This window comes from Sphingomonas ginsenosidimutans, from assembly GCF_002374835.1.
GTDB lineage: Bacteria > Pseudomonadota > Alphaproteobacteria > Sphingomonadales > Sphingomonadaceae > Sphingomonas > Sphingomonas ginsenosidimutans.
Map to the genome: position 1 here is coordinate 1 of NZ_NWVD01000002.1, position 20342 is coordinate 20342.

The 20342-nt window shown below is 67.0% G+C and carries 21 protein-coding genes and 1 tRNA gene; 10 read left to right on the forward strand and 12 right to left on the reverse strand.

The window, feature by feature from the left end; all coding sequences use genetic code 11:
- Positions 1–186: transposase (locus COA17_RS05610; RefSeq protein WP_141397027.1), on the reverse strand; the 186-nt coding region annotated here is incomplete at its 3' end.
- Positions 187–240: 54 nt separating this feature from the next.
- Between COA17_RS05610 and COA17_RS18725 the strand changes: the two genes are divergently transcribed.
- A complete protein-coding gene (locus COA17_RS18725; RefSeq protein WP_342746850.1) occupies positions 241–1389 on the forward strand; it encodes a recombinase family protein in 1149 nt (382 codons plus the stop codon).
- Positions 1390–1395: 6 nt separating this feature from the next.
- Here the strand turns inward: COA17_RS18725 and COA17_RS05615 are convergent, their stop codons facing one another.
- Together COA17_RS05615 and COA17_RS05620 are read right to left on the reverse strand one after the other, a co-directional pair.
- Positions 1396–2622 (reverse strand): tyrosine-type recombinase/integrase, encoded by a 1227-nt coding sequence (locus COA17_RS05615; protein ID WP_096610881.1) that lies wholly within the window; start codon positions 2620–2622, stop codon positions 1396–1398.
- Positions 2623–2788: 166 nt separating this feature from the next.
- Positions 2789–2875, reverse strand: a tRNA-Leu gene (locus COA17_RS05620).
- 203 nt (positions 2876–3078) lie between these two features.
- Between COA17_RS05620 and COA17_RS05625 the strand changes: the two genes are divergently transcribed.
- The 5 genes from COA17_RS05625 to gltB all read left to right on the forward strand — a co-directional run bounded on the left by COA17_RS05625 (position 3079) and on the right by gltB (position 11735).
- Positions 3079–4005, forward strand: coding sequence for a complex I NDUFA9 subunit family protein (locus tag COA17_RS05625; protein ID WP_096610883.1), 927 nt, complete (start codon positions 3079–3081; stop codon positions 4003–4005).
- 41 nt (positions 4006–4046) lie between these two features.
- Positions 4047–4847 carry an undecaprenyl-diphosphate phosphatase gene (locus COA17_RS05630; protein ID WP_096610885.1) on the forward strand — a complete coding sequence of 267 codons (801 nt, stop codon included), beginning with the start codon at positions 4047–4049 and terminating at the stop codon, positions 4845–4847.
- A gap of 155 nt (positions 4848–5002) precedes the next feature.
- The gene (locus COA17_RS05635; protein ID WP_066487051.1) at positions 5003–6442 is read left to right on the forward strand and encodes an NAD(P)-dependent oxidoreductase; all 1440 of its coding nucleotides are present in this window, start codon (positions 5003–5005) and stop codon (positions 6440–6442) included.
- Positions 6442–7200 (forward strand): DUF2059 domain-containing protein, encoded by a 759-nt coding sequence (locus tag COA17_RS05640; RefSeq protein WP_141397029.1) that lies wholly within the window; start codon positions 6442–6444, stop codon positions 7198–7200. Before COA17_RS05635 ends, COA17_RS05640 begins: the two co-directional genes overlap by 1 nt.
- Positions 7200–11735 (forward strand): glutamate synthase large subunit, encoded by a 4536-nt coding sequence (gltB, locus tag COA17_RS05645; protein ID WP_096610887.1) that lies wholly within the window; start codon positions 7200–7202, stop codon positions 11733–11735. Before COA17_RS05640 ends, gltB begins: the two co-directional genes overlap by 1 nt.
- Before the next feature lie 4 nt (positions 11736–11739).
- Here the strand turns inward: gltB and COA17_RS05650 are convergent, their stop codons facing one another.
- Entirely contained in the window at positions 11740–12129 is a 390-nt protein-coding gene (locus tag COA17_RS05650; protein ID WP_096610889.1) for a type II toxin-antitoxin system VapC family toxin, read from the reverse strand.
- Positions 12126–12368, reverse strand: a complete 243-nt coding sequence (locus tag COA17_RS05655; RefSeq protein WP_096610891.1) for a type II toxin-antitoxin system VapB family antitoxin — start codon at positions 12366–12368, stop codon at positions 12126–12128. The genes COA17_RS05650 and COA17_RS05655 overlap by 4 nt, the downstream gene beginning before the upstream one ends.
- A gap of 98 nt (positions 12369–12466) precedes the next feature.
- On the opposite strand from COA17_RS05655, the gene COA17_RS05660 reads away from it, so the two are divergent.
- Genes COA17_RS05660 through COA17_RS05670 form a run of 3 tightly spaced genes read left to right on the forward strand, consistent with a single transcriptional unit; the run spans position 12467 to position 13925 of the window.
- Entirely contained in the window at positions 12467–13138 is a 672-nt protein-coding gene (locus COA17_RS05660; RefSeq protein WP_066487063.1) for a glutathione S-transferase family protein, read from the forward strand.
- A complete protein-coding gene (locus COA17_RS05665) occupies positions 13138–13509 on the forward strand; it encodes a tRNA-binding protein (RefSeq protein ID WP_066487065.1) in 372 nt (123 codons plus the stop codon). Before COA17_RS05660 ends, COA17_RS05665 begins: the two co-directional genes overlap by 1 nt.
- Positions 13509–13925, forward strand: a complete 417-nt coding sequence (locus tag COA17_RS05670; RefSeq protein WP_096610893.1) for a secondary thiamine-phosphate synthase enzyme YjbQ — start codon at positions 13509–13511, stop codon at positions 13923–13925. Before COA17_RS05665 ends, COA17_RS05670 begins: the two co-directional genes overlap by 1 nt.
- A gap of 104 nt (positions 13926–14029) precedes the next feature.
- On the opposite strand, the gene COA17_RS05675 is transcribed toward COA17_RS05670, so the two are convergent.
- On the reverse strand, positions 14030–14758 hold the full coding sequence (locus COA17_RS05675; protein WP_096610895.1) for a class I SAM-dependent methyltransferase: 729 nt from the start codon (positions 14756–14758) through the stop codon (positions 14030–14032).
- 3 nt (positions 14759–14761) lie between these two features.
- Positions 14762–15175: a GtrA family protein gene (locus COA17_RS05680; protein WP_231738665.1), complete on the reverse strand. Its 414-nt coding sequence runs from the start codon at positions 15173–15175 to the stop codon at positions 14762–14764.
- A 123-nt stretch (positions 15176–15298) separates the two neighbouring features.
- Between COA17_RS05680 and COA17_RS05685 the strand changes: the two genes are divergently transcribed.
- Positions 15299–17089, forward strand: a complete 1791-nt coding sequence (locus COA17_RS05685) for a hypothetical protein (protein WP_096611589.1) — start codon at positions 15299–15301, stop codon at positions 17087–17089.
- Positions 17090–17266: 177 nt separating this feature from the next.
- Here the strand turns inward: COA17_RS05685 and COA17_RS05690 are convergent, their stop codons facing one another.
- The 5 genes from COA17_RS05690 to argB are packed head-to-tail and all read right to left on the reverse strand — an operon-like array spanning position 17267 to position 20327.
- Positions 17267–17884, reverse strand: a complete 618-nt coding sequence (locus COA17_RS05690) for a MarC family protein (RefSeq protein ID WP_066487075.1) — start codon at positions 17882–17884, stop codon at positions 17267–17269.
- A gap of 13 nt (positions 17885–17897) precedes the next feature.
- Positions 17898–18767, reverse strand: coding sequence for a bifunctional methylenetetrahydrofolate dehydrogenase/methenyltetrahydrofolate cyclohydrolase FolD (folD, locus tag COA17_RS05695; RefSeq protein WP_096610897.1), 870 nt, complete (start codon positions 18765–18767; stop codon positions 17898–17900).
- Complete coding sequence (locus COA17_RS05700) at positions 18764–19066, reverse strand: DUF167 domain-containing protein (protein WP_066487081.1); 303 nt, start codon at positions 19064–19066, stop codon at positions 18764–18766. The genes folD and COA17_RS05700 overlap by 4 nt, the downstream gene beginning before the upstream one ends.
- Positions 19063–19374 carry a YggT family protein gene (locus tag COA17_RS05705; protein ID WP_066487082.1) on the reverse strand — a complete coding sequence of 104 codons (312 nt, stop codon included), beginning with the start codon at positions 19372–19374 and terminating at the stop codon, positions 19063–19065. The genes COA17_RS05700 and COA17_RS05705 overlap by 4 nt, the downstream gene beginning before the upstream one ends.
- 56 nt (positions 19375–19430) lie before the next feature.
- The gene (gene argB, locus COA17_RS05710) at positions 19431–20327 is read right to left on the reverse strand and encodes an acetylglutamate kinase (protein WP_066487095.1); all 897 of its coding nucleotides are present in this window, start codon (positions 20325–20327) and stop codon (positions 19431–19433) included.
- Between the last annotated feature and the right edge of the window lie 15 nt (positions 20328–20342).

Genomic DNA, 20342 nt, shown 5'->3' on the forward strand with positions numbered 1-20342 from the left:
ATTGTAGAGCGTCTTGTGCGGCCCATAGTCCTTCGGTGCATCACACCAGCGTAGCCCGTTGCGATTGACGAAAATGATGCCGCTGAGCACCCGCCGATCATCGACCCGAGGCTTGCCATGGCTCTTGGGAAAGAACGGTTGCAGACGCGCCATCTGCTCATCCGTCAGCCAGTACAGGTCGCTCATCCACTCTCTCCTCACGGAGCCTGAATCAGATCGCGCCTCCCACATCAATGGGTCCTGACCCTAAGGGGCGGAAGGCCGATGAGCCCGGGATCGGTCTACAACATTTTGCGCAACCCGATCTATGTGGGCGAGATTCGTGGTCACGACCGAACTTGGCCAGGCCGCCACGCGCCGATAATCGAACGTGCGACTTGGGATGCCGCATGTGCGCTGGCTGCCAAACGAACGCGGAAAGGCCCTTCTGCTCTGGGCACAGATCACTTCCTCGCGGGGATTCTATGGGACGATCTCGGACGCCACATGCTGCTCGACGTCAACTGGGTCGAAGGGCAACCGTATCACTTTTACGTTTCGAGCAACGCCCCATGGTCGCAGGCTGAGTACCGCCGTGCCTATCGGTCCCGAGCCGACCGGCTCGATGCTGTCACCCTTGCTGCTCTTGGTGCGTTTCTCACCGATCGCAGCCGTCTCCGCGCTGCACTTCGCACGCACGGCCTATTCGGCGCCGAGCTCGATCGGCTGGCTGAGTATGGCGGGTTAGCCGCTTCCCGCCTCGCGAACACCCCGCCCAGTCAGCTCGAAGGTCTCATCGCGGCATTGTTAGTGCGAATAGAGGTGGCCCCCGAAGCCCTCACGCTCGAGGTTCGGCCAATCGAGCTCAGGCGGTTTCTCGAATGGGACGGCCAAGGGACCTTCGTTGGACGGCAGGCGGACTGGCCAACGAGTAACGCACGTTACGCAATCGAGGTGCCGGTTAGCGTGATCGCAGCCGAACGATGGCCATCGTTCACCGTGCAACCCCGCGACCCTGCGGTCGAGGTCACGCCTGACAAGCAGCTTAAGATTCTGATTCGCAATGCCCGTGCGGCACAAGCCCTATTCGACGCACATCGAGACCTTGACCTCGTGGGCTTGGCGCAGCGGTTCGGCCGCTCGCCTGGCTATTTTTCCCGCCTGATCCGGTTGAACTACCTCGCTCCCGACATAGTCGCGGCGATCGCCGATGGCACACAGCCCCCCGGGCTCAACCGCAAGACCTTGGCATCGGCGCACATCCCTCTCGATTGGACTGTCCAGCGCCGAATGTTCGGATTTCCAGAGCCAAGCCGTCCCGTCACTCCCCGTAACTTGTTTGGTCGCGGAATGTGGCCATCGCGAGGGGATAAAGACGTAGTTGGTGGAGGAACGGCCGATGGTTTTTAACTCTCGTTACGCGCCCTTCGCAAACGCGCCCTTGATGACCTTGCCTCCCTCCCGGATCGTATCGAGGTAGTCGCTCCACCATTGCGCCATACGCACCCGCTCATCCCAGTGCTTGCCGCGGTGATAGACGCCGCGAACCGCATTGCTGTCACCGTGCGCCAGTCCCCGTTCAATTGCGTCCGGGTTCCAGAGGCCGCTTTCATTCAGCATGGTGGAGGCGGTTGCCCGCAGCCCATGAGCGGTGACCTCATCCTTGGTGAAGCCCATCCGGCGAAAGGCGGCATTCAAGGTGTTTTCGCTCATCGGTCGAACAGACGCACGGGCCGAGGGGAACACATACCCTTCGGTGCCGACCATCTCGGCGAGCTCTTTCAGGTAGCCAATTACCTGCTTTGAAAGCGGCACGGCATGAGGGCGCCGCGACTTCATCTTGCCTTCGGGGATCCTCCACACACCTTCTTCCAGGTCGATCTCCTTCCACTCGGCGTGCCGTAGCTCGCCAGGCCGGACAAAGACGTGGGGAGCGATCAGAAGGGCATATCGGGTTATGAAGTTGCCAGCGTAGTCCTGGATGGCTCGTAGAAGCCCGCCAAGCTCCTTGGGCTCGAGAATCGCTGCGTAGTGCTTTGCCTTTGGCGTGATCAGCGCTCCGCGGAGCATGGACGTCGGGTCGCCTTTGCAGCGCGTGGTGGCAACGCCATACCGGAATACGCGGCTCGCAAATGATCGGGTCTTCTTCGCGGTCTCGTGCTTGCCCTTGGCCTCTAGGCGCTTGAGGGGGGCGAGCACTTCGAACGGCTCAATGTCATCGATTGGCCGGCTGCCAATGGCATCCACCAGCTGCTCGAGGAAGAAGTTGGCCTTCACGATGGTGGCATCCGCCCTACCGCTCTGCACCATCATCTGATCGATGTACTCACGCGCTACAGCTTCAAAGGTCTGGGCTGAGAGGAATTCGGCGCGAATCTTCTGCTTGCGCTTCTCCATCGCCGGGTCGCCGCCGGACGCGATCTTGTGCCGCGCCTCATAGGCTGTCTGCCTTGCCTGCTTGAGGCTGATCTCGGGGTAAGCACCGATCGACAGCTTCTTTTCGACCGGGCCGATCCGGTAGCGGAATCGCCAGAGTTTGCCCCCGGCTGGGGAGACCTCGATGTACAATCCGCGGTCGTCAGCAACCTTGTAAGGCTTGTCCTTTGGCTTGAGTGCTCGAAGCCGAGTCTCGGTCAGCGGCATGTGCGGGCCTTTTCCCGATGTGGTTTTCGCAAAGGCCCGCAAAAGGCCCGCAAAAATGTGCGGAACCCCCGAGAAAAGGCGGGACGATCCGGCACGATCCAAGGGCCAATTCCCTTGGATTTCTGCGGACTTAATACACTTTTTGAGATGTTCCGAGAAGAACAAATGGTGCCCAGAAGAGGACTCGAACCTCCACGCCGTTACCAGCGCCGCCACCTGAAGACGGTGCGTCTACCAATTCCGCCATCTGGGCACGGGGTAGGCCGGCGCCTCTAGGGGGAAGCGCGGGGGGCTGTCAACAGCATCTTTGCGCGGGGCCGACATTTCTTTTCGCCGCGCGCCTGCCCGGCCATGGCGCTCCGCTCCGCTTCGCTGCGCTGCACCGCGCCCTTGTCTTCGCGGGAACGGAGCGGCTAGGGCAGCGGGGGCGCTGTGGCTTTTCGGATGACGAGGCAGATGAACAACGAACTGGTGACGCTGATCGGGGGCGGCGGCTTCCTGGGCCGCTATGTCGCTCAGGCGCTGTTGCAGGCAGGCGCGCGCGTCCGAGTGGCGCAGCGCGATCCGCGCCAGGCGTTCTTCCTCAAGCCGCTGGGCGGGCTGGGACAGACGCAATTCGTCGCCGCCGACGTCACCCGCCCCGACACGATCGTGCGCGCGGTGCAGGGCGCGTCCGCGGTCGTGAACCTCGTCGGCGTGTTCGGCAAGGATCAGCAGCGCGTCCATGTCGACGGCGCGCGCGCGGTGGCCGAGGCGGCGCAGGACGAAGGCGCCGCGCTGGTCCACATCTCCGCCATCGGCGCAGATGCGGCGGGCGATTCCGCCTATGCGCGGACCAAGGGGGCGGGCGAAGGCGCGGTGCGCGCCGCCGCGCCCGACGCGACCTTCCTGCGCCCCTCGACCGTATTCGGGCGCGAGGACCAGTTCATCAACCGCTTCGCGCAGATGATCGCAACGTTGCCGGTCGTGCCGGTGCTGCGCGCCGGTGCGCGGTTCCAGCCGGTCTATGCCGCCGATGTCGCCCATGCCGTATTGCGCGCGATCACCGATCCCACGACATTCGGCGGGCGCACGTTCGAACTGGGCGGCCCGGAAATGCTGACGATGCTGGAACTACATCAGCGGATCGCCGCACATATCGGCCGTTCGCCGCATTTCGCCGCCTTGCCCGATGCGCTGGGCGGGTTGATCGCCAGCATACCGGGCACGCCGATCTCCGCCGATCAGTGGAAGATGCTGCAACACGACAATGTCGTCGCCCCCCATGCGGAGGGGCTGGCCGCGCTGGGCATCACCCCCACCCCGCTCGATTCGGTCGCGCCCGGCTGGCTCGTCCGTTTCCGCAAGACGGGTCGTTTCGGCATGCTGAACAGCGCCGCCTGATCGGCCCTGACCCGCCGCCGGCCGACTACGAAGGAACCTGCATGACCGACCTCCTGACCGCCATCATCCTGGGCATCGTCGAGGGGGTGACGGAATTTCTGCCCGTGTCGTCGACCGGGCATCTGGTGCTGGCCACCGAATTGCTGGGGTATGATCCGCAGAAATGGGCGGTGTTCAACATCGCGATCCAGCCCGGCGCGATCCTGGCGATCGTCGCGCTGTACTGGCGGACGTTCTGGGCGGTGGCGATGGGATTGGTGCGGCGCGAGCCGGCGTCGATCGCGTTCGTGCGCAACCTGCTGATCGCGTTCGTCCCCGCGGTCGCGCTGGGGCTGGCGTTCAACGACCAGATCGAGGCGCTGCTGGAAAGCGCGGTGACGGTCGCCTGGGCGCTGATCCTGGGCGGCATCGCGATCCTGGTGATCGAGCGGCTGGCGCGCACGCACCAGGTCGGCGGGATTTCAGGGGTCAGCGCGGGCCAGTCGGCGAAGATCGGCGTCGTACAATGTATCGCGATGATCCCGGGGGTCAGCAGGTCGGGCGCGACAATCATGGGCGCGATGGCGCTGGGGATCGACCGGCGCACCGCCGCCGAATTCTCGTTCTTCCTGGCGCTACCGACCCTCACCGGCGCGACCGCGCTGCAACTGGTCAAGCATCGCGACGCGATCACCGGCGGCGACGTTCAGCTGATCGCGGTGGGTTTCTTGGTCTCGTTCGTCGTCGCGCTGGCCGTCGTGAAGGCCTTCATGGCAGTGGTGACGAAGCATGGCTTTGCGCCGTTCGCCTGGTATCGAATCGTTGCGGGCGCCGCGGCACTGGCGTTCCTTTACACGCGTTGAGGCCGTATCGGCCGTTAATTTGAGCGGACAGATGCGAACCACTTGCAGGTAGGACCCTAAATCCATATTTTTATGTCAGCATTACTGCCTTATATACGTGAAAGTACGTGACAGCGCCTCTTGAGATATGACACGCATGCCATCGGAGGACACCGATGGCCGATATGCTGAAGTTCGTTGATCGCCCGCAATCCTATCCCGCGAAGCGCACCGCCGCCGAGCGCGCGGAAGATTTCCGCGAGATCGCCGAACGCTACGCACCCCCGGCGGCGGAGGACCAGGCCGGACGCTGTTCGCAATGCGGCGTGCCTTATTGCTCGGTCCACTGTCCGCTCCACAATCATATCCCCGACTGGCTGCGGCTGACTGCCGAGGGGCGGCTGCGCGAGGCGTATGAGCTGTCGAACGCCACCTCGACCATGCCGGAGATCTGCGGCCGCATCTGCCCGCAGGACCGGCTGTGCGAGGGCAATTGCGTCATCGAGTTTTCCGGGCACGGCGCGGTCACGATCGGATCGGTGGAAAAGTTCATCACCGACACGGCCTGGGCGGAAGGCTGGGTGGAGCCGCTCGTTCCCGGCCCGGCGCGGGGCCAGTCGGTCGGCGTGATCGGCGCCGGTCCGGCGGGGCTGACCACCGCCGAATATCTGCGCGCGCAGGGGTATGAGGTCCATGTCTACGATCGCCACGATCGTGCCGGCGGGCTGCTGACCTATGGCATCCCCGGCTTCAAACTGGAGAAGCCGGTCGTCATGCGCCGCGTCGATCGCCTGAAGGCGGGCGGCATCGTCTTCCACGAAGGGTTCGAGGTCGGGCGCGACGCCACGCTCGACGAGCTGCGCGCACGGCATGACGCGATCCTGATCGCGACCGGCGTGTACCGGGCGCGCGCGATCGACGTCGACGGCCATGGCCATGGCGGGGTGGTCGCCGCGCTCGACTATCTCACCGCGTCGAACCGCAAGAGCTTCGGCGACGCGGTGCCGGCGTTCGAGGATGGCAGCCTGAACGCGGCCGGAAAGAACGTGGTGGTGATCGGCGGCGGCGATACCGCGATGGACTGCGTGCGCACCGCGATCCGCCAGGGCGCGAAGAGCGTGAAGTGCCTGTACCGGCGCGATCGCGCGAACATGCCCGGCTCGCAGCGCGAAGTCGCCAATGCCGAGGAGGAGGGAGTCGAGTTCGTGTGGCTCGCCGCGCCGGCCGCCTTCGACGGCAGCGACGGCCGCGTCACTGCCGTGCGCGCCAACCGGATGCGGCTGGGGGCGCCCGACGCCAGCGGTCGCCGCGCGCCGGAGGTCGATCCCGGCGGTGCGGAGGACATGCCCGCCGATCTGGTCATCAAAGCACTCGGCTTCGATGCGGAGGAACTGCCGCATCTGTGGGGCGCGCCCGAACTGGGCGTTACGCGCTGGGGCACGGTTTTGGTCGATTCGAAGACGCTGATGACCTCCCTGGACGGCGTGTTTGCCGCCGGCGATATCGTGCGCGGCGCCTCGCTGGTCGTCTGGGCGATCCGCGACGGGCGCGACGTGGCGACGACGATGCACCAGTATCTGAAGGCGAAGGCGAAGGCCGCGAAGGTGGCGGCGTGATGCGCCGGGCCACCTGCGTGCTGCTCGCGACGCTGATCGCGCTGCCCGCCGCTGCGCAGACGGCTGCCCCGTCTCCACCACCAGCCGCGATCGCGCCGGATGCCGAACGCCAGTCGCTGGGCACGCAGATCGCCGCCCGACTGTTTCCGGTCGGCACCTATCAGCGGATGATGACCGGCACGATGGACAAGCTGCTGGCCGGTGTGATGGGCAGCGTCGGCACGATGCCGATCGCGCAGCTCGCGACGATGGGCGGTCTTTCCACCGACGATGCCGCGGCGCTGCCGCCGGTGACGCTGGACCAGATCATGGCGATCTACGATCCGCATTATCAGCAACGCAGCCAGCTGCAGATGCGCGCGATGATGGCCGCGATGGGTGAGATGATGGGCCAGTTCGAGCCGCGGATGCGCTCCGCCCTGGCCGCCGCCTACGCCCGCCGCTTCACCGCCGCGCAGCTGCGCGAGATGAACGCCTTCTTCGCCACGCCGACGGGCGGCGCCTTTGCCGCCGAATCGATGACCATCTTCATGGACCCGGAAATGATGCAGGAGATGCAGGGGATGATGCCCGCCATCATCCAGCAGATGCCGGCACTCATGAAGAAGGTGCAGGCCGCGTCGGCGTCGCTGCCGCCGCCGCGCAAGCCGTCCGACCTGACGCCGGCCGAACGCGCGAAACTGGCGCGGCTGCTGGGCACCACCGAACAGAAACTGAAGGATCCGCCGGCCACCCTGGCGATCGAGGGAAACAAGTGATGACCGATCCCCGGACCGAGCAGCGCCAGTATCTCGCCGAACACGGCATGTATCGCCCCGAGTATGAGGGCGATGCCTGCGGCGTCGGCCTCGTCGCCGCGACCGACGGCAAGCCGTCGCGCCGCGTCGTCCAGTCGGCGATCGACGCGCTGAAGGCGGTGTGGCATCGCGGCGCGGTCGATGCCGATGGCAAGACCGGCGACGGCGCGGGCATCCACGTCGACCTGCCGGTGCGCTTCTTCGACGATTGCGTCGCCGCCTCGGGCCACAAATTGCTGCCCAACCGGCTGGCGGTGGGCATGGTGTTCCTGCCGCGCACCGACCTGGGCGCGCAGGAGACGTGCCGGACGATCGTCGAATCCGAAGTGATCGGCGCGGGCTACACCATCTACGGCTGGCGCCAGGTGCCGGTCGACGTCTCGGTCATCGGGATGAAGGCGCAGTCGACGCGGCCCGAGATCGAGCAGATCATGATCGCCGGACCGATGCCGGACGAGGCATCGGCCGAGGAGTTCGAGAAGAACCTGTACCTGGTCCGCCGCCGCATCGAAAAGCGCGTGATCGCAGCGCAGATCCAGGGCTTCTACATCTGTTCGCTGTCGTGCCGCTCGATCATCTACAAGGGGCTGTTCCTGGCGGAGAGCCTGTCGGTTTTCTATCCCGACCTGAACGACGCGCGTTTCGAAAGTCGCGTCGCGATCTTCCACCAGCGGTATTCGACCAACACCTTCCCACAATGGTGGCTGGCGCAGCCGTTCCGCTGCCTGGCGCACAATGGCGAGATCAACACGATCCGCGGCAACAAGAACTGGATGCTCAGCCACGAAATTCGCATGGCCTCGATCGCGTTCGGGGAACATTCGGAGGATATCAAGCCGGTGATCCCGGCCGGCGCGTCCGATACCGCCGCGCTGGACGCCACGTTCGAGGCGATCTGCCGTTCGGGCCGCGACGCCCCCACCGCCAAGCTGATGCTGGTGCCCGAGGCGTGGCAGAAGAGCGCCGACACGCCCGAAAGCCATTCGGCGATGTACCAGTATCTCGCCTCGGTGATGGAGCCGTGGGACGGCCCGGCCGCGCTGGCGATGACCGACGGGCGCTGGGCGGTCGGCGGCGTCGATCGCAACGCGCTGCGCCCGCTGCGCTATACCGAAACCGCCGACGGGCTGCTGATCGTCGGATCGGAAGCCGGGATGGTCGTCGTCCCCGAAAGCACCATCGTCGCCAAGGGGCGGCTGGGGCCGGGGCAGATGATCGCGGTCGACCTGGCCGAAGGCCGCGTTCTGCGCGATCGCGAGATCAAGGACAAGATCGCCGCCGAGCAGGATTATGCCGCGATGATCGGCGAATTCTCGACGCTGGACGATCTGCCCCCCGCCCCCGCCGACAGCGTCACCCGCTACGACCGTGCCGAACTGACGCGGCGGCAGGTCGCCGCCGGGCAGACGATCGAGGACATGGAACTGATCCTGTCTCCGATGGTCGAGACGGCCAAGGAAGCGATCGGCTCGATGGGCGACGATACGCCGCTGGCGGTCATTTCCGACAAGCCGCGCCTCATCAGCCAGTTCTTCCGCCAGAATTTCGCGCAGGTCACGAACCCGCCGATCGACCCGCTGCGCGAACGCTATGTGATGAGCCTGAAGACGCGCTTCGGGAATCTCGCCAACATCCTCGATACCGAGGACCGGCGCGAGCGCGTGCTGGTGCTCGACAGCCCGGTGCTGACCTCCACCGACTGGGCGCGGCTGAAGGCCTATTTCGGCAATGCCGCCGCCGATATCGACTGCACGTTCGAGGCGAACGGCGGGCCGGAGAAGCTGCGCGCCGCGATCCAGCGCATCCGCAACCAGGCCGAACAGGCGGTGCGCGAGGGCAAGAGCGAGCTGTTCCTGACCGACGAGCATATCGGCCCCGATCGCGTCGCGATCCCCGGCGTGCTGGCGGCGGCGGCGGTGCACACCCACTTGGTCCGCCGCGGACTGCGCTCCTACGCCTCGGTCAACGTGCGCGCGTCGGAATGCCTCGACACGCATTATTATGCGGTACTGATCGGCGTCGGCGCGACGACCGTGAACGCCTATCTGGCCGAAGCGGCGATCGCCGATCGCCAGGCGCGCGGGCTGTTCGGCGACCTGTCGATCGAAGAATGCCTGAAGCGCCACAAGAAGGCGATCGAGGAAGGGCTGCTCAAAATCCTGTCGAAGATGGGGATTGCGGTCATCTCCAGCTATCGCGGCGGCTATAATTTCGAGGCGGTCGGCCTCAGCCGCGCGCTGGTCAACGATCTGTTCCCGGGAATGCCCGCGAAGATCAGCGGCGAAGGCTATGCGTCGCTCCATGTCAACGCCAGCGACCGGCACGAAGCCGCGTTCGACGGCATGGGTCCGGGGGGTGTCGCGACGCTGCCGATCGGCGGCTTCTACCGCCAGCGCCATACCGGGGAGGCGCACGCCTATTCGGCGCAACTGATGCACCTGCTGCAGACCGCGGTCTCGACCGACAGCTATTCCAGCTACCTGCAATTTTCGCGCGGGGTGGCCGATCTGCCGCCGATCTACCTGCGCGACCTGTTGCAGTTCAACTTCCCCAAGGAAGGCGTGCCGGTCGACCAGGTCGAGGCGATCACCGAGATCCGCAAGCGCTTCGTGACGCCGGGCATGTCGCTGGGCGCGCTGTCGCCGGAGGCGCATGAGACGCTGGCGATCGCGATGAACCGCATCGGCGCGAAGGCGGTGTCGGGCGAGGGCGGCGAGGACAAGATCCGCTACCAGCCGTATGACAATGGCGACAACGCCAATTCGGTCATCAAGCAGATCGCCTCGGGCCGCTTCGGCGTGACCGCCGAATATCTCAACGCCTGCGAGGAGATCGAGATCAAGGTCGCGCAGGGCGCCAAGCCCGGCGAGGGCGGCCAGCTGCCCGGCTTCAAGGTGACCGAGTTCATCGCCAAGCTGCGCCATGCGACGCCGGGGGTGACGCTCATCTCGCCCCCGCCGCACCACGACATCTATTCGATCGAGGATCTGGCGCAGCTGATCTACGACCTGAAGCAGATCAACCCGCGCGCGCGGGTGTGCGTGAAGCTGGTCAGCTCGGCCGGGATCGGCACCGTCGCGGCGGGCGTGGCGAAGGCGCATGCCGACGTCATCCTCGTGTCCGGCCATGTCGGCGGCACCGGCGCGTCGCCTCAGACGTCGATCAAGTACGCGGGCACGCCGTGGGAAATGGGCCTGTCGGAGGTCAACCAGGTGCTGACGCTCAACGGCCTGCGCGGACGGATCAAGCTGCGCGCGGACGGCGGGCTGAAGACCGGGCGCGATATCGTGATCGCCGCGATCCTGGGCGCAGAAGAGTTCGGCATCGGCACGCTGTCACTGGTCGCGATGGGCTGCATCATGGTGCGCCAGTGCCATTCGAACACCTGCCCGGTCGGCGTGTGCACGCAGGACGAGGCGCTGCGCGGCAAGTTCGTCGGCACGCCGGAAAAGGTCATCAACCTGATGACCTTCATTGCCGAGGAAGTGCGCGACATCCTGGCGCGGCTGGGCGTCCGTTCGCTCGACGAGATCATCGGCCGCACCGAATTGCTGCGCCAGGTCAGCCGCGGTGCCGAGCATCTTGACGACCTCGACCTGAACCCGATCCTCGCCAAGGTGGACGCCACCGACGCCGAGCGCCGCTTCAGCCTGTCCACCTTCCGCAACGAGGTGCCCGACAGCCTGGACGCGCAGATCATCAAGGATGCCGCGGCGGTCTTCTCCCGCGGGGAGAAGATGCAGCTGACCTATTCGGTGCGCAACACGCACCGCGCGGTCGGCACGCGCCTGTCGAGCGAGATCACGCGCGCCTTCGGCATGTCGAAACTGGCGGAGGGGCATGTCACCGTCCGCCTGCGCGGGTCGGCGGGCCAGTCGCTGGGTGCCTTCCTGTGCAGCGGGATCACGCTGGAGGTGTTCGGCGACGCCAACGACTATGTCGGCAAGGGACTGTCGGGCGGAACGATCATCGTGCGCCCCGCCGTCTCTTCCCCGCTGGTCAGCCATGACAACACGATCCTGGGCAATACCGTCCTGTACGGTGCGACCGCCGGCAAGCTGTTCGCGGCCGGCCAGGCAGGCGAACGGTTCGCGGTGCGCAACTCGGGCGCCAATGTGGTGGTCGAAGGGTGCGGCGCGAACGGCTGCGAATATATGACCGGTGGCATCGCGGTGCTGCTGGGCGAGGTCGGCGCCAATTTCGGCGCCGGCATGACCGGCGGCATGGCGTTCGTCTATGACGCGGCGGGCACTTTCGCCCGGCGCGCCAACCCGGAGAACATCGTGTGGCAGCGCGTCGCCTCCGCGCATTGGGAGGAGGCGCTGCGTGCGCTGATCGCGGAACATGCCGCCAGCACCGACAGCCGCTGGTCGCGGGGGCTATTGGAGGATTGGCAGCGCACGCTCGGCCATTTCTGGCAGGTCGTCCCGCGCGAGATGCTGTCGCGCCTCGCCCACCCCGTCGACGACAGCGAGGCGCTGGAAGCCGCGGAGTGAGGGGTTATCGCGCGGACCGGATATCGGTCCGCGCGAAATCCTCTCCCTTGTACAGCAGCGGGCATTGCGCGACGCGCGCGATGGCATAGGCCATGCAGTCGCCGAAGTTCAGCGCCGCGGGATGCCGCCCCTTCCCGAACCGCTCGAACGCCTCGGTCGCGGCGTCGAGGTGACGTGCGGTGAAGTCGACGGTTTCCGGGCGGATACCGTCGATCAGTTCATGCAGATCGTCCGGCAGCCGGGGTGACTTGGCGGCGGCGACGATGCGACATTCCAGCAGCGTCGGCGCACCGATCAGCAGGTGATCGGTCCGCTCGATCGCATCGACCAGCGCGTCGGTGTCCGGTTCATGCAGCAGGATCGCGATCAGCGCGGACGAATCGAGCGCGATCACCGCGGCAGGCCGTGCTCGTCGTACCCGATGATCTCGTCGGGCGTGCGCGGGTCGATGTCATAGGTCGCCACCCGCTCCTGGATCCGCCGGATCCGCTCTCGCAGCGGCGGGCGGCCCTCCAACCGTTCCAGTTCGTGGCGCACCGCTAGCCCGATCGCATCGGTCAGCGACAGGCCGCGCTCGCTCGCCAGCCGGCGGATCGCGCGTTCGATCTCTTCGTGCTTGATGCTGATGCCCATACGCTTTCCATAACACGACGGGCCGGTTTCCAGAACGGTCCGTATCGTATCGAGACCGCTTCCCCTCGCCCCATATTTGCGCCTAACAGCATCCGCTTATGTGGCAGCTCTACCAGTTCCCGCTGTGCCCCTTCACGCGCAAGCTGCGCACGCTCCTCAATGAAAAGGACGTGGGCTATCAGCTGGTGCGCGAAAATCCGTGGGAACGGCGCGATTCGTTCATCGACATGAATCCTGCCGGGCAGACCCCGGTGATGACCGATCACGAACGCGGCATCGTGCTGGTCGATTCGATGGCGATCTGCGAGTATTTCGAGGAGACGGTGGACCGCGTCGCGATGCTGAACGGCACCGCCACCAACCGCGCGGAAATCCGCCGTCTGGTCGCGTGGTTCGACACGCATTTCTATCGCGACGTCACCCAGCCGCTGCTCGACGAACGGATGGTCAAGCGGATCGCGCACCGCGCCGCCCCCGATGCCGCACGCCTGCGCGAGGCGATGAAGTCCGCGGTCGGGCATCTCGATTACATCGACTTCCTGCTCGACCACCGCAAATGGATCGCCGGCGCGACGATCAGCCTCGCCGATCTGGCCGCGGCGGCGCAGATTTCGGTCGCCGATTACCTCGGTGGGATCGACTGGACCGGGCACGCGCATACGAAGGCATGGTATTCCGCGTTCAAGAGCCGCCGCAGCTTCCGCCCGCTCCTGGCCGAGCGGATCAGCGGGATCGAGCCGCCGAACTATTACGAGAATCCGGACTTCTGATGCACGTCACCCACGATCCCGCCGCGGCGCCCGCGCCCGAGATCGCGTTCGACGATTTCCTGAAGGTCGACGTCCGCGTCGGCACGATCATTACCGCCGATCCGTTCCCGGAGGCGCGCAAGCCCGCGTTCAAGCTGACGATCGATTTCGGCCCGACAATCGGCGTGAAAAGGTCGTCGGCGCAGATCACCGAACATTATACGTGCGAGGCGCTGGTCGGGCGGCAGGTCGCCGCGGTGGTCAATTTCCCCCCGCGCCAGATAGGCAGGTTCGTGTCGCAGGTGCTGACGCTGGGCTTTCCTGATGCCGATGGGAAGGTCGTGCTGGTCACCCCGACCGTGGCGGTGCCGAACGGCGGGCGGCTGTTCTGATGCGTCAGGCGCATGGCCAACTGTCGATCGCGACGCGCGGCGCCGGGCTGGTGGAGATCACCCCGCAGGTCGCGGACTGGCTGGCGGCGCAGGCGATCGACGCCGGGCTGCTGACCGTCTTTTGCCGCCACACCTCCGCCTCCTTGCTCATCAACGAAAATGCCGCGCCGGCGGTGCAGCGCGACATCCAGCGCTATTTCGCGCGGATCGCTCCCGAATCGGGCGGCTATGAGCATGACGACGAAGGGCCGGATGACATGCCCGCGCACCTGCGCACCGCGCTGACGCAGGTGTCGCTCTCGGTCCCCGTCGCGGACGGCGCGATGGTGCTCGGCACGTGGCAGGGAATCTACCTGTTCGAGCACCGCGCCCGTCCCCAAACCCGCCACATCGCGCTGCACGTGATCGGGGAATAGGGCGGTCGCCTCCGTCCGTCGCATCAGCGAAAGCCGGGGCATCTGGCGGCTCCTGCGCTCGCGATCGCCACCAGATCCCAGCCTTCGCCGGGATGACACCTGTACTACGCCGGCTCCGCCAGCGTCAGGATCGACACCCCGATCGGCATCGGCACGCGCCCGACCAGATGCCGCTCCATCCCAAAGATCTTCTCGAACAGCGCGTTGACCGGTGCCGCCGGGGGTGAATCGTCGCTGTCGTCGCGCCCCGTCAGCCGCCCGGCGACGCGCGCCGCCGCGGCCAGCGGGAACAGCAGCGAGTTGAAATAGGTCAGCCCCCGTTCTTTCAGTCCCGCGGCGCGGATCGCCGTGACCAGCGCGCGCTTCGAATAGCGGCGGTGGTGATGGTTGACGACGTCGTGCGCGCTCCACAGCCACTGGTGCGCCGGCACCGCGATCAGAATCTTGCCGCCGGGCGCCAGGCATTCGCGCATCGCCGCCAGTGCCGCGACATCGTCCTCGATATGCTCGACCACGTCGAGCACCGCGATCAGATCGTAGGTGCCGCGCGGCACGCCGGTCAGCGCCGGCAGCGGCGCCTCGCCCACCGGGCGGCCCAGCCGTTGGCTGGCGATCGCGCGCGCGGCGGGATCGATCTCGATCGCGTCGACGGTACCGAACTGCGCCAGCATCGGCAGATTGTGGCCGGTGCCGCAACCGATCTCCAGGATCGCGGCATCGGCGGGCAGCCGCGCCTCGCGCTCCAGGAAATCGGCCAGGATGTCGCGGCGCGCGCGATACCACCAATGGGTGGAATCATGCTCCGCCATGCGATCGTAGACGCGCCGGTCCATATTCTATCTGAAAACCCAGTTGCGTTGCAGCCAGAAGGTCAGCAGCGGCACCACCGAGACGGCGGGTACCAACGGCCACCACGTCGGGCCATGGAAGAAGGGGCCGGTCACCAGCACCCAGGTGAAAAGCTGCTGAAGCACGAACCCGAACAGCTGGACAAGGAAGAATCGCCGCGCCGTCCGCGCATTGCGCGTGCCATAGCCGCGAAAACTGACCGCGCCATGCGCGAACCGCCCGATCGCGGTCGCCGCCAGGAACGCAATCACCACCGCCAGATTGGGGTTCATGACATAGGTCGCCAGCGGCCAGTAGACCGCGGCATAGAAAGCGGTCATCGCCCCGCCCGTCAGGCCGAAGCGCACCAGCTGCCAGAAGGTCTCGCGCGTCGTCGCGCTGGCCAGAGAGGGGGAACGCACCACCGTTTGTCTTGTCCCCAACAACCTTGCTTGCCCTTTGCTGCGGCAGGCGTAAGCACATCGGCCGCAGGGCGCCTCTAATATCGCAAGCCCGGTGAAGGAAGCGTTTTGACCACCGATCCGATGCGCCGCGCCGCCCGGCAGCTTGCCCCCCAGTTCGCCCGCCTGTTCGACCGCGAGTGGATCCGCCTGACGCTGGCGGCGTGGCTGGCGATCATGGCCTGGTATCTGGTCCAGCGCTGGCCCGCGATCCAGTGGCTGTCGCTGGGCGATACCGACGACAACATGCGGCTGATGCAGGTGCGCGCCTGGCTGGCCGGACAGGGCTGGTTCGACCTGCGCAACTACCGGCTCAATCCGCCGGGCGGGTTCGATATCCACTGGTCGCGGCTGGTCGACCTGCCGATCGCTGCACTGATCCTCCTCTTCCGCCCGATCGTCGGCGCGGTGGAGGCGGAGAAGCTGGCGTGCGGGATCGCCCCGATGCTGCCAATGGGGGTGACACTGGTCGCGCTGGGGGCGACGCTGCGCCGGCTGGTCGCACCGCTCGCCTGGCCGCTGGGCATCGCATTGTTCCTGGCGACGACGGTGTGCCGGGGCATGTACATGCCCGAACGGATCGACCACCACGGCTGGCAGCTGGCGATGCTGGCGGTCACCGTCGCGGGGCTGTGCGATCCAGCGCGCGCACGCGGCGGTGCGCTGGTGGGCATCGCCACCGCGGTATCCTTCACGATCGGGCTGGAGATGCTGCCGTACGCCGCAATGGCGGGCGCGATCATCACGCTGTCGTGGATCTGGGACGTGGCGGAACGCCCGCGGCTCGCCGCCTATGCCCTGACGCTAGGGGGCGGGATCGCGGCGGGCTATGCCGGCTTCACCTCCTACGCCAATCGGGTGCTGCGCTGCGACGCGCTGACCCCGGTATGGATGTCGACACTGGTGCTGGCCGCGGCATTGCTGCTGGCGCTGGCGTGGTGGTCGCCGCGACGCGCGGGGCTGCGGCTGGCCTCCGCGATCGTCGCAGGCGCGGCGGTGGCGGCGTTCTTCGCGCACACCTTCCCGCAATGCCTGGGCCGCCCCGAACAGGTGTCGCCCGAACTCTACGACAGCTGGCTGTCGCATGTGCGCGAGGCGAAGCCGATCTACGCCCACCCGCTACGCATCGCGCTGCCGATCGTCGCCTTGCCGCTGATCGGGCTGATCGGCGCGGCGATCGCGACGATCCGCGCACGCCGCGATGCGCGGCTGCTCGGCTGGGCGTGCGTCGCGCTGTTCGGCGCCTTCGCCGCGCTGATGCTGCTGTGGCAGGCGCGCGCGGGGCCGGCGGCGCAGCTGTTGGCGATTCCCGGCGCGGCGGCGCTGATCTGGGCGATGGTGCCGTGGCTGATCGCCCCGCGCCATCGCGTGGCGAAGGCGGCGGCGGCGGTCGCGGCGTTCGCGGTGCTGTCTGGCAGCATGGTGCCGGTGGTGATCCGCTGGTTCGCGATCGATCCGCCCAAACCCTATGTCCAGCGGGTCAACCGCGCGACGGGGCGCTGCCTGACGATTCCGGCGATGGCCCCGCTCAACCGCTGGCCGGCGCAGACGATGTTCACCTTCGTCGATCTCGGTCCGCGGCTCATCACGCTGACCCATCACCGCGCGGTCGCGGGCCCGTATCACCGCAACGGCGATGCGATCCTGGACGTCCACCACGCCTTCGAACGATCGCCGGAAGAAGCGCGCGCGATCATGAAGCGCCACGGCGCGACGATCCTGCTGATCTGTCCGAACATGACCGAATCGACCAATTACCGTGCGGAGGCGCCCAAGGGTTTCTACAGCCAGCTGGCGCACGGCGCGCGCTTCGATTGGCTGGAACCGGTCGCGGTGCCGGGCCCCTCCCCATTCCGGGCGTTCCGGATCGAATAGCGGGTCTGCCTCCGAGCCTGCCGTCCCGTCCCGGACCTGTCCAAACCTTTCCTTCATGCCGGACCTGATCCGGAATCCAGCGTGCCGCGTACCCCTCAGGCGCTGATCCTGCTGAACGGTCGCCGCCGGAACTGCGCCGACGGACGGGCGCAGCCGCCAGAGCGGTTTCCGACCGCTCTAGCGCAACTGCTCCATCACCCCGTCGATCACGAACTGCACCGCCAGCGCGGACAGCAATACGCCCAGCAGGCGGGTGATGACCGCCTCGATCTTGGCGCCCATGATCCGCATCAGCGGCCCCGCCGCCAGCAGCGCGGCCAGCATCAGCAGCAGGTTCGCGCCCAGCGCCGCCAGCACCACCGCCGAGCGCTCGATCCCGTCGTTGCGCGACATCAGCAGCATGATCGTCGCGATCGATCCCGGCCCCGCGATCATCGGCATCGCCATCGGGAAGATCGACACGTCGTCGGCCTCCTCGGGCGAGATCTTCGACGCGCGGTCCTCGCGCCGCTGGGTGCGCTTCTCGAACACCATCTCCAGCGCGATGACGAACAACATGATCCCGCCCGCGATGCGGAAGCTCGCCAGCTCGATCCCCAGCCCGTGGAGCAGCGGCTCGCCGATGAACGCGAACAGCACCAGGATGATCGCCGCGACCACCACTGCACGGATCGCCATCGCGCGGCGATGCGCGGGCGATGCGCCCGACGTCAGCCCGGCGAAGATCGGCGCGCAGCCCGGCGGGTCGATCACCACGAAGAAGGTGACGAAGGCGGAAACGAACAGCTCGATCACAGCGCGCCCACCGTCACAGCCCGGCCGGCGCGGGCAGCCCCGCGCGGCGGCACGCGGCGACCAGCGTATTGCGCATCAGCACCGCGATCGTCATCGGCCCCACCCCGCCCGGCACCGGGGTCAGCGCGCCCGCCACCCCGGCGACCGCGGGGTCGACGTCGCCGACCAGCCCGGCCTCGGTCCGGTTGATGCCGACGTCGATCACCGTCGCCCCCGGCTTCACCCAGTCGGCCTTGACGAACCCCGGGATGCCGACCGCCGCGACGACGATATCGGCGCTGCGCACATGCGCCGCGACATCGCGCGTGCGGCTGTGGACGGTGGTGACGGTGGCGCTTTCCTTCAGCAGCAACGCGGCCATCGGCTTGCCGACAATGTTCGAGCGGCCGATCACCACCGCCTCCATCCCCGACAGGTCGGGGTGCAGGTCCTTCAGCAGCATCACGCACCCCAGCGGCGTGCACGGCACCAGCCCGTCGATCCCGGTCGCCAACCGCCCGGCGTTGACCGGGTGGAAACCGTCGACGTCCTTGTCCGGGTCGATCCGCGTCAGCACCGCGCGCTCGTCGATATGGCGCGGCAGCGGCAGCTGGACCAGGATGCCGTCGACCGTATCGTCGGCGTTCAGCCGGTCGACCAGCGCGATCAGCGCGTCCTCGCCGGTGTCGGCGGGCAGGCGGTGCTCGAAGCTTTCCATTCCCGCCGCCACCGTCGCCTTGCCCTTCGACCGGACATAGACGGACGAGGCGGGGTCCTCCCCCACCAGCACCACGGCCAGTCCGGGCCTGCGCCCGGCGCGCGCGGTGAATTCGGCCGCCGCATCGCCCACGCGGGCGCGCAAGGTGGCGGCAAAGGCTTTTCCGTCGATCGGGCGTGCGGTCATGACGCGGGCGCATAGAGCGAAGCGGCGATCCGCGCCAGAGCGGTCGCATCACCCGCGATCGTCAGCCGCTTCACCCGCGCGGTCTGCCCCGCCACCAGCGTCACCGCGCGGCGCGGAACGCCGAAATGCTTTGCCACCAGCGCGACCAGCGCCTCGTTCGCGGCGCCGTCGACGGGCGCCGCCGCCAGCCGCGCGGCCAGATGCTCCGCCGTCCCAGCGGTCAGCGCGTCGCGCCCGCCGCGCGGCGTCACGCGCACCGCGATCGCGATGCCGTCGCCGGTCTCGCGCCAGGCGCTCAGATTGCGGCGCCGCCCGACATCACGCTGACCGCGATGTTGTTGAGGATGATGTTGAGGATGACCAGCAGCAGCAGGACCACCATCGGCGCGAAATCGATCCCGCCGGTGGCCGGCAGGAAGCGGCGGATCGGCCGGTACAACGGCTCGGTCACGCGGTCCAACCCCTCGTGCAGCGAACGGATGAACGGGCTGGAGGTGTTGATGATGTTGAACACGATCAGCAGCGACAGGACGAACTGGATCAGGATGACCCAGCGCACGACCTGGAAGATCACCTGAAGGATCTGGATGATGGTAAGCGTCAGCACGCCGGGCGTCTCCGAAAAGGTGTGTCGCACATATAAGGCACCAGATACGCCGGGGACTAGCCCTTGCGGATCAGTGTGCCTGCACCGCGCTTGGTGAAGATTTCGAGCAGCATCGCATGGGGCACGCGCCCGTCGAGTACCACCGCCGCATCGACCCCCGATTCGACCGCGGCGACGCAGGTTTCCAGCTTGGGGATCATGCCCCCGCTGATCGTCCCGTCCTCGCGCAGCGCGCGGACCGCGGCGGGGTCCAGATCGGACAGCAGCTGCCCCTGCTTGTCCAGCACGCCCGCCACGTCGGTCAGCAGGAAGAATCGCGACGCGCCCAGCGCCGCCGCGATCGCGCCGGCCATCGTATCGGCATTGATGTTGTAGGTGTGGCCGTCCGCCCCGATGCCGATCGGCGCGATCACCGGGATGATCCCCTCGCGGCTCAGCGAATCGATGATCCGCCGGTCCACCGCCACCGGCTCGCCGACGAAGCCCAGGTCGACGTTGCGCTCGATCCCCTGCAGCGGGTCCGGCTGGTTGCGTCCGACCTTCTCGGCCTGCACCAGCCCGGCGTCCTTGCCGGAAATGCCCACCGCACGCCCGCCGGCGCGGCCGATCCAGCCGACGATTTCCTTGTTGATCGATCCGGCCAGCACCATTTCGGCGATCTGCGCGGTTTCGGCGTCGGTGACGCGCAGCCCGTCGACGAACCGCGATTCGACCCCCAGCCGCTTCAGCATGCTGCCGATCTGCGGCCCGCCGCCGTGGACGACGACCGGATTGATGCCGATCGCCTTCAACAGCACGACGTCCTCGGCGAAATCGGCCTGCGCCTCGGGATCGCCCATCGCATGGCCGCCGTATTTCACGACGAAGGTCTTGCCCGCATAACGCTGGAGGTACGGCAGCGCCTCGACGAGCGTCTCGGCCTTCAGCGCGGGGGAAAAAGTGGCGTCGGTCATCGCCGCGCCATAGGG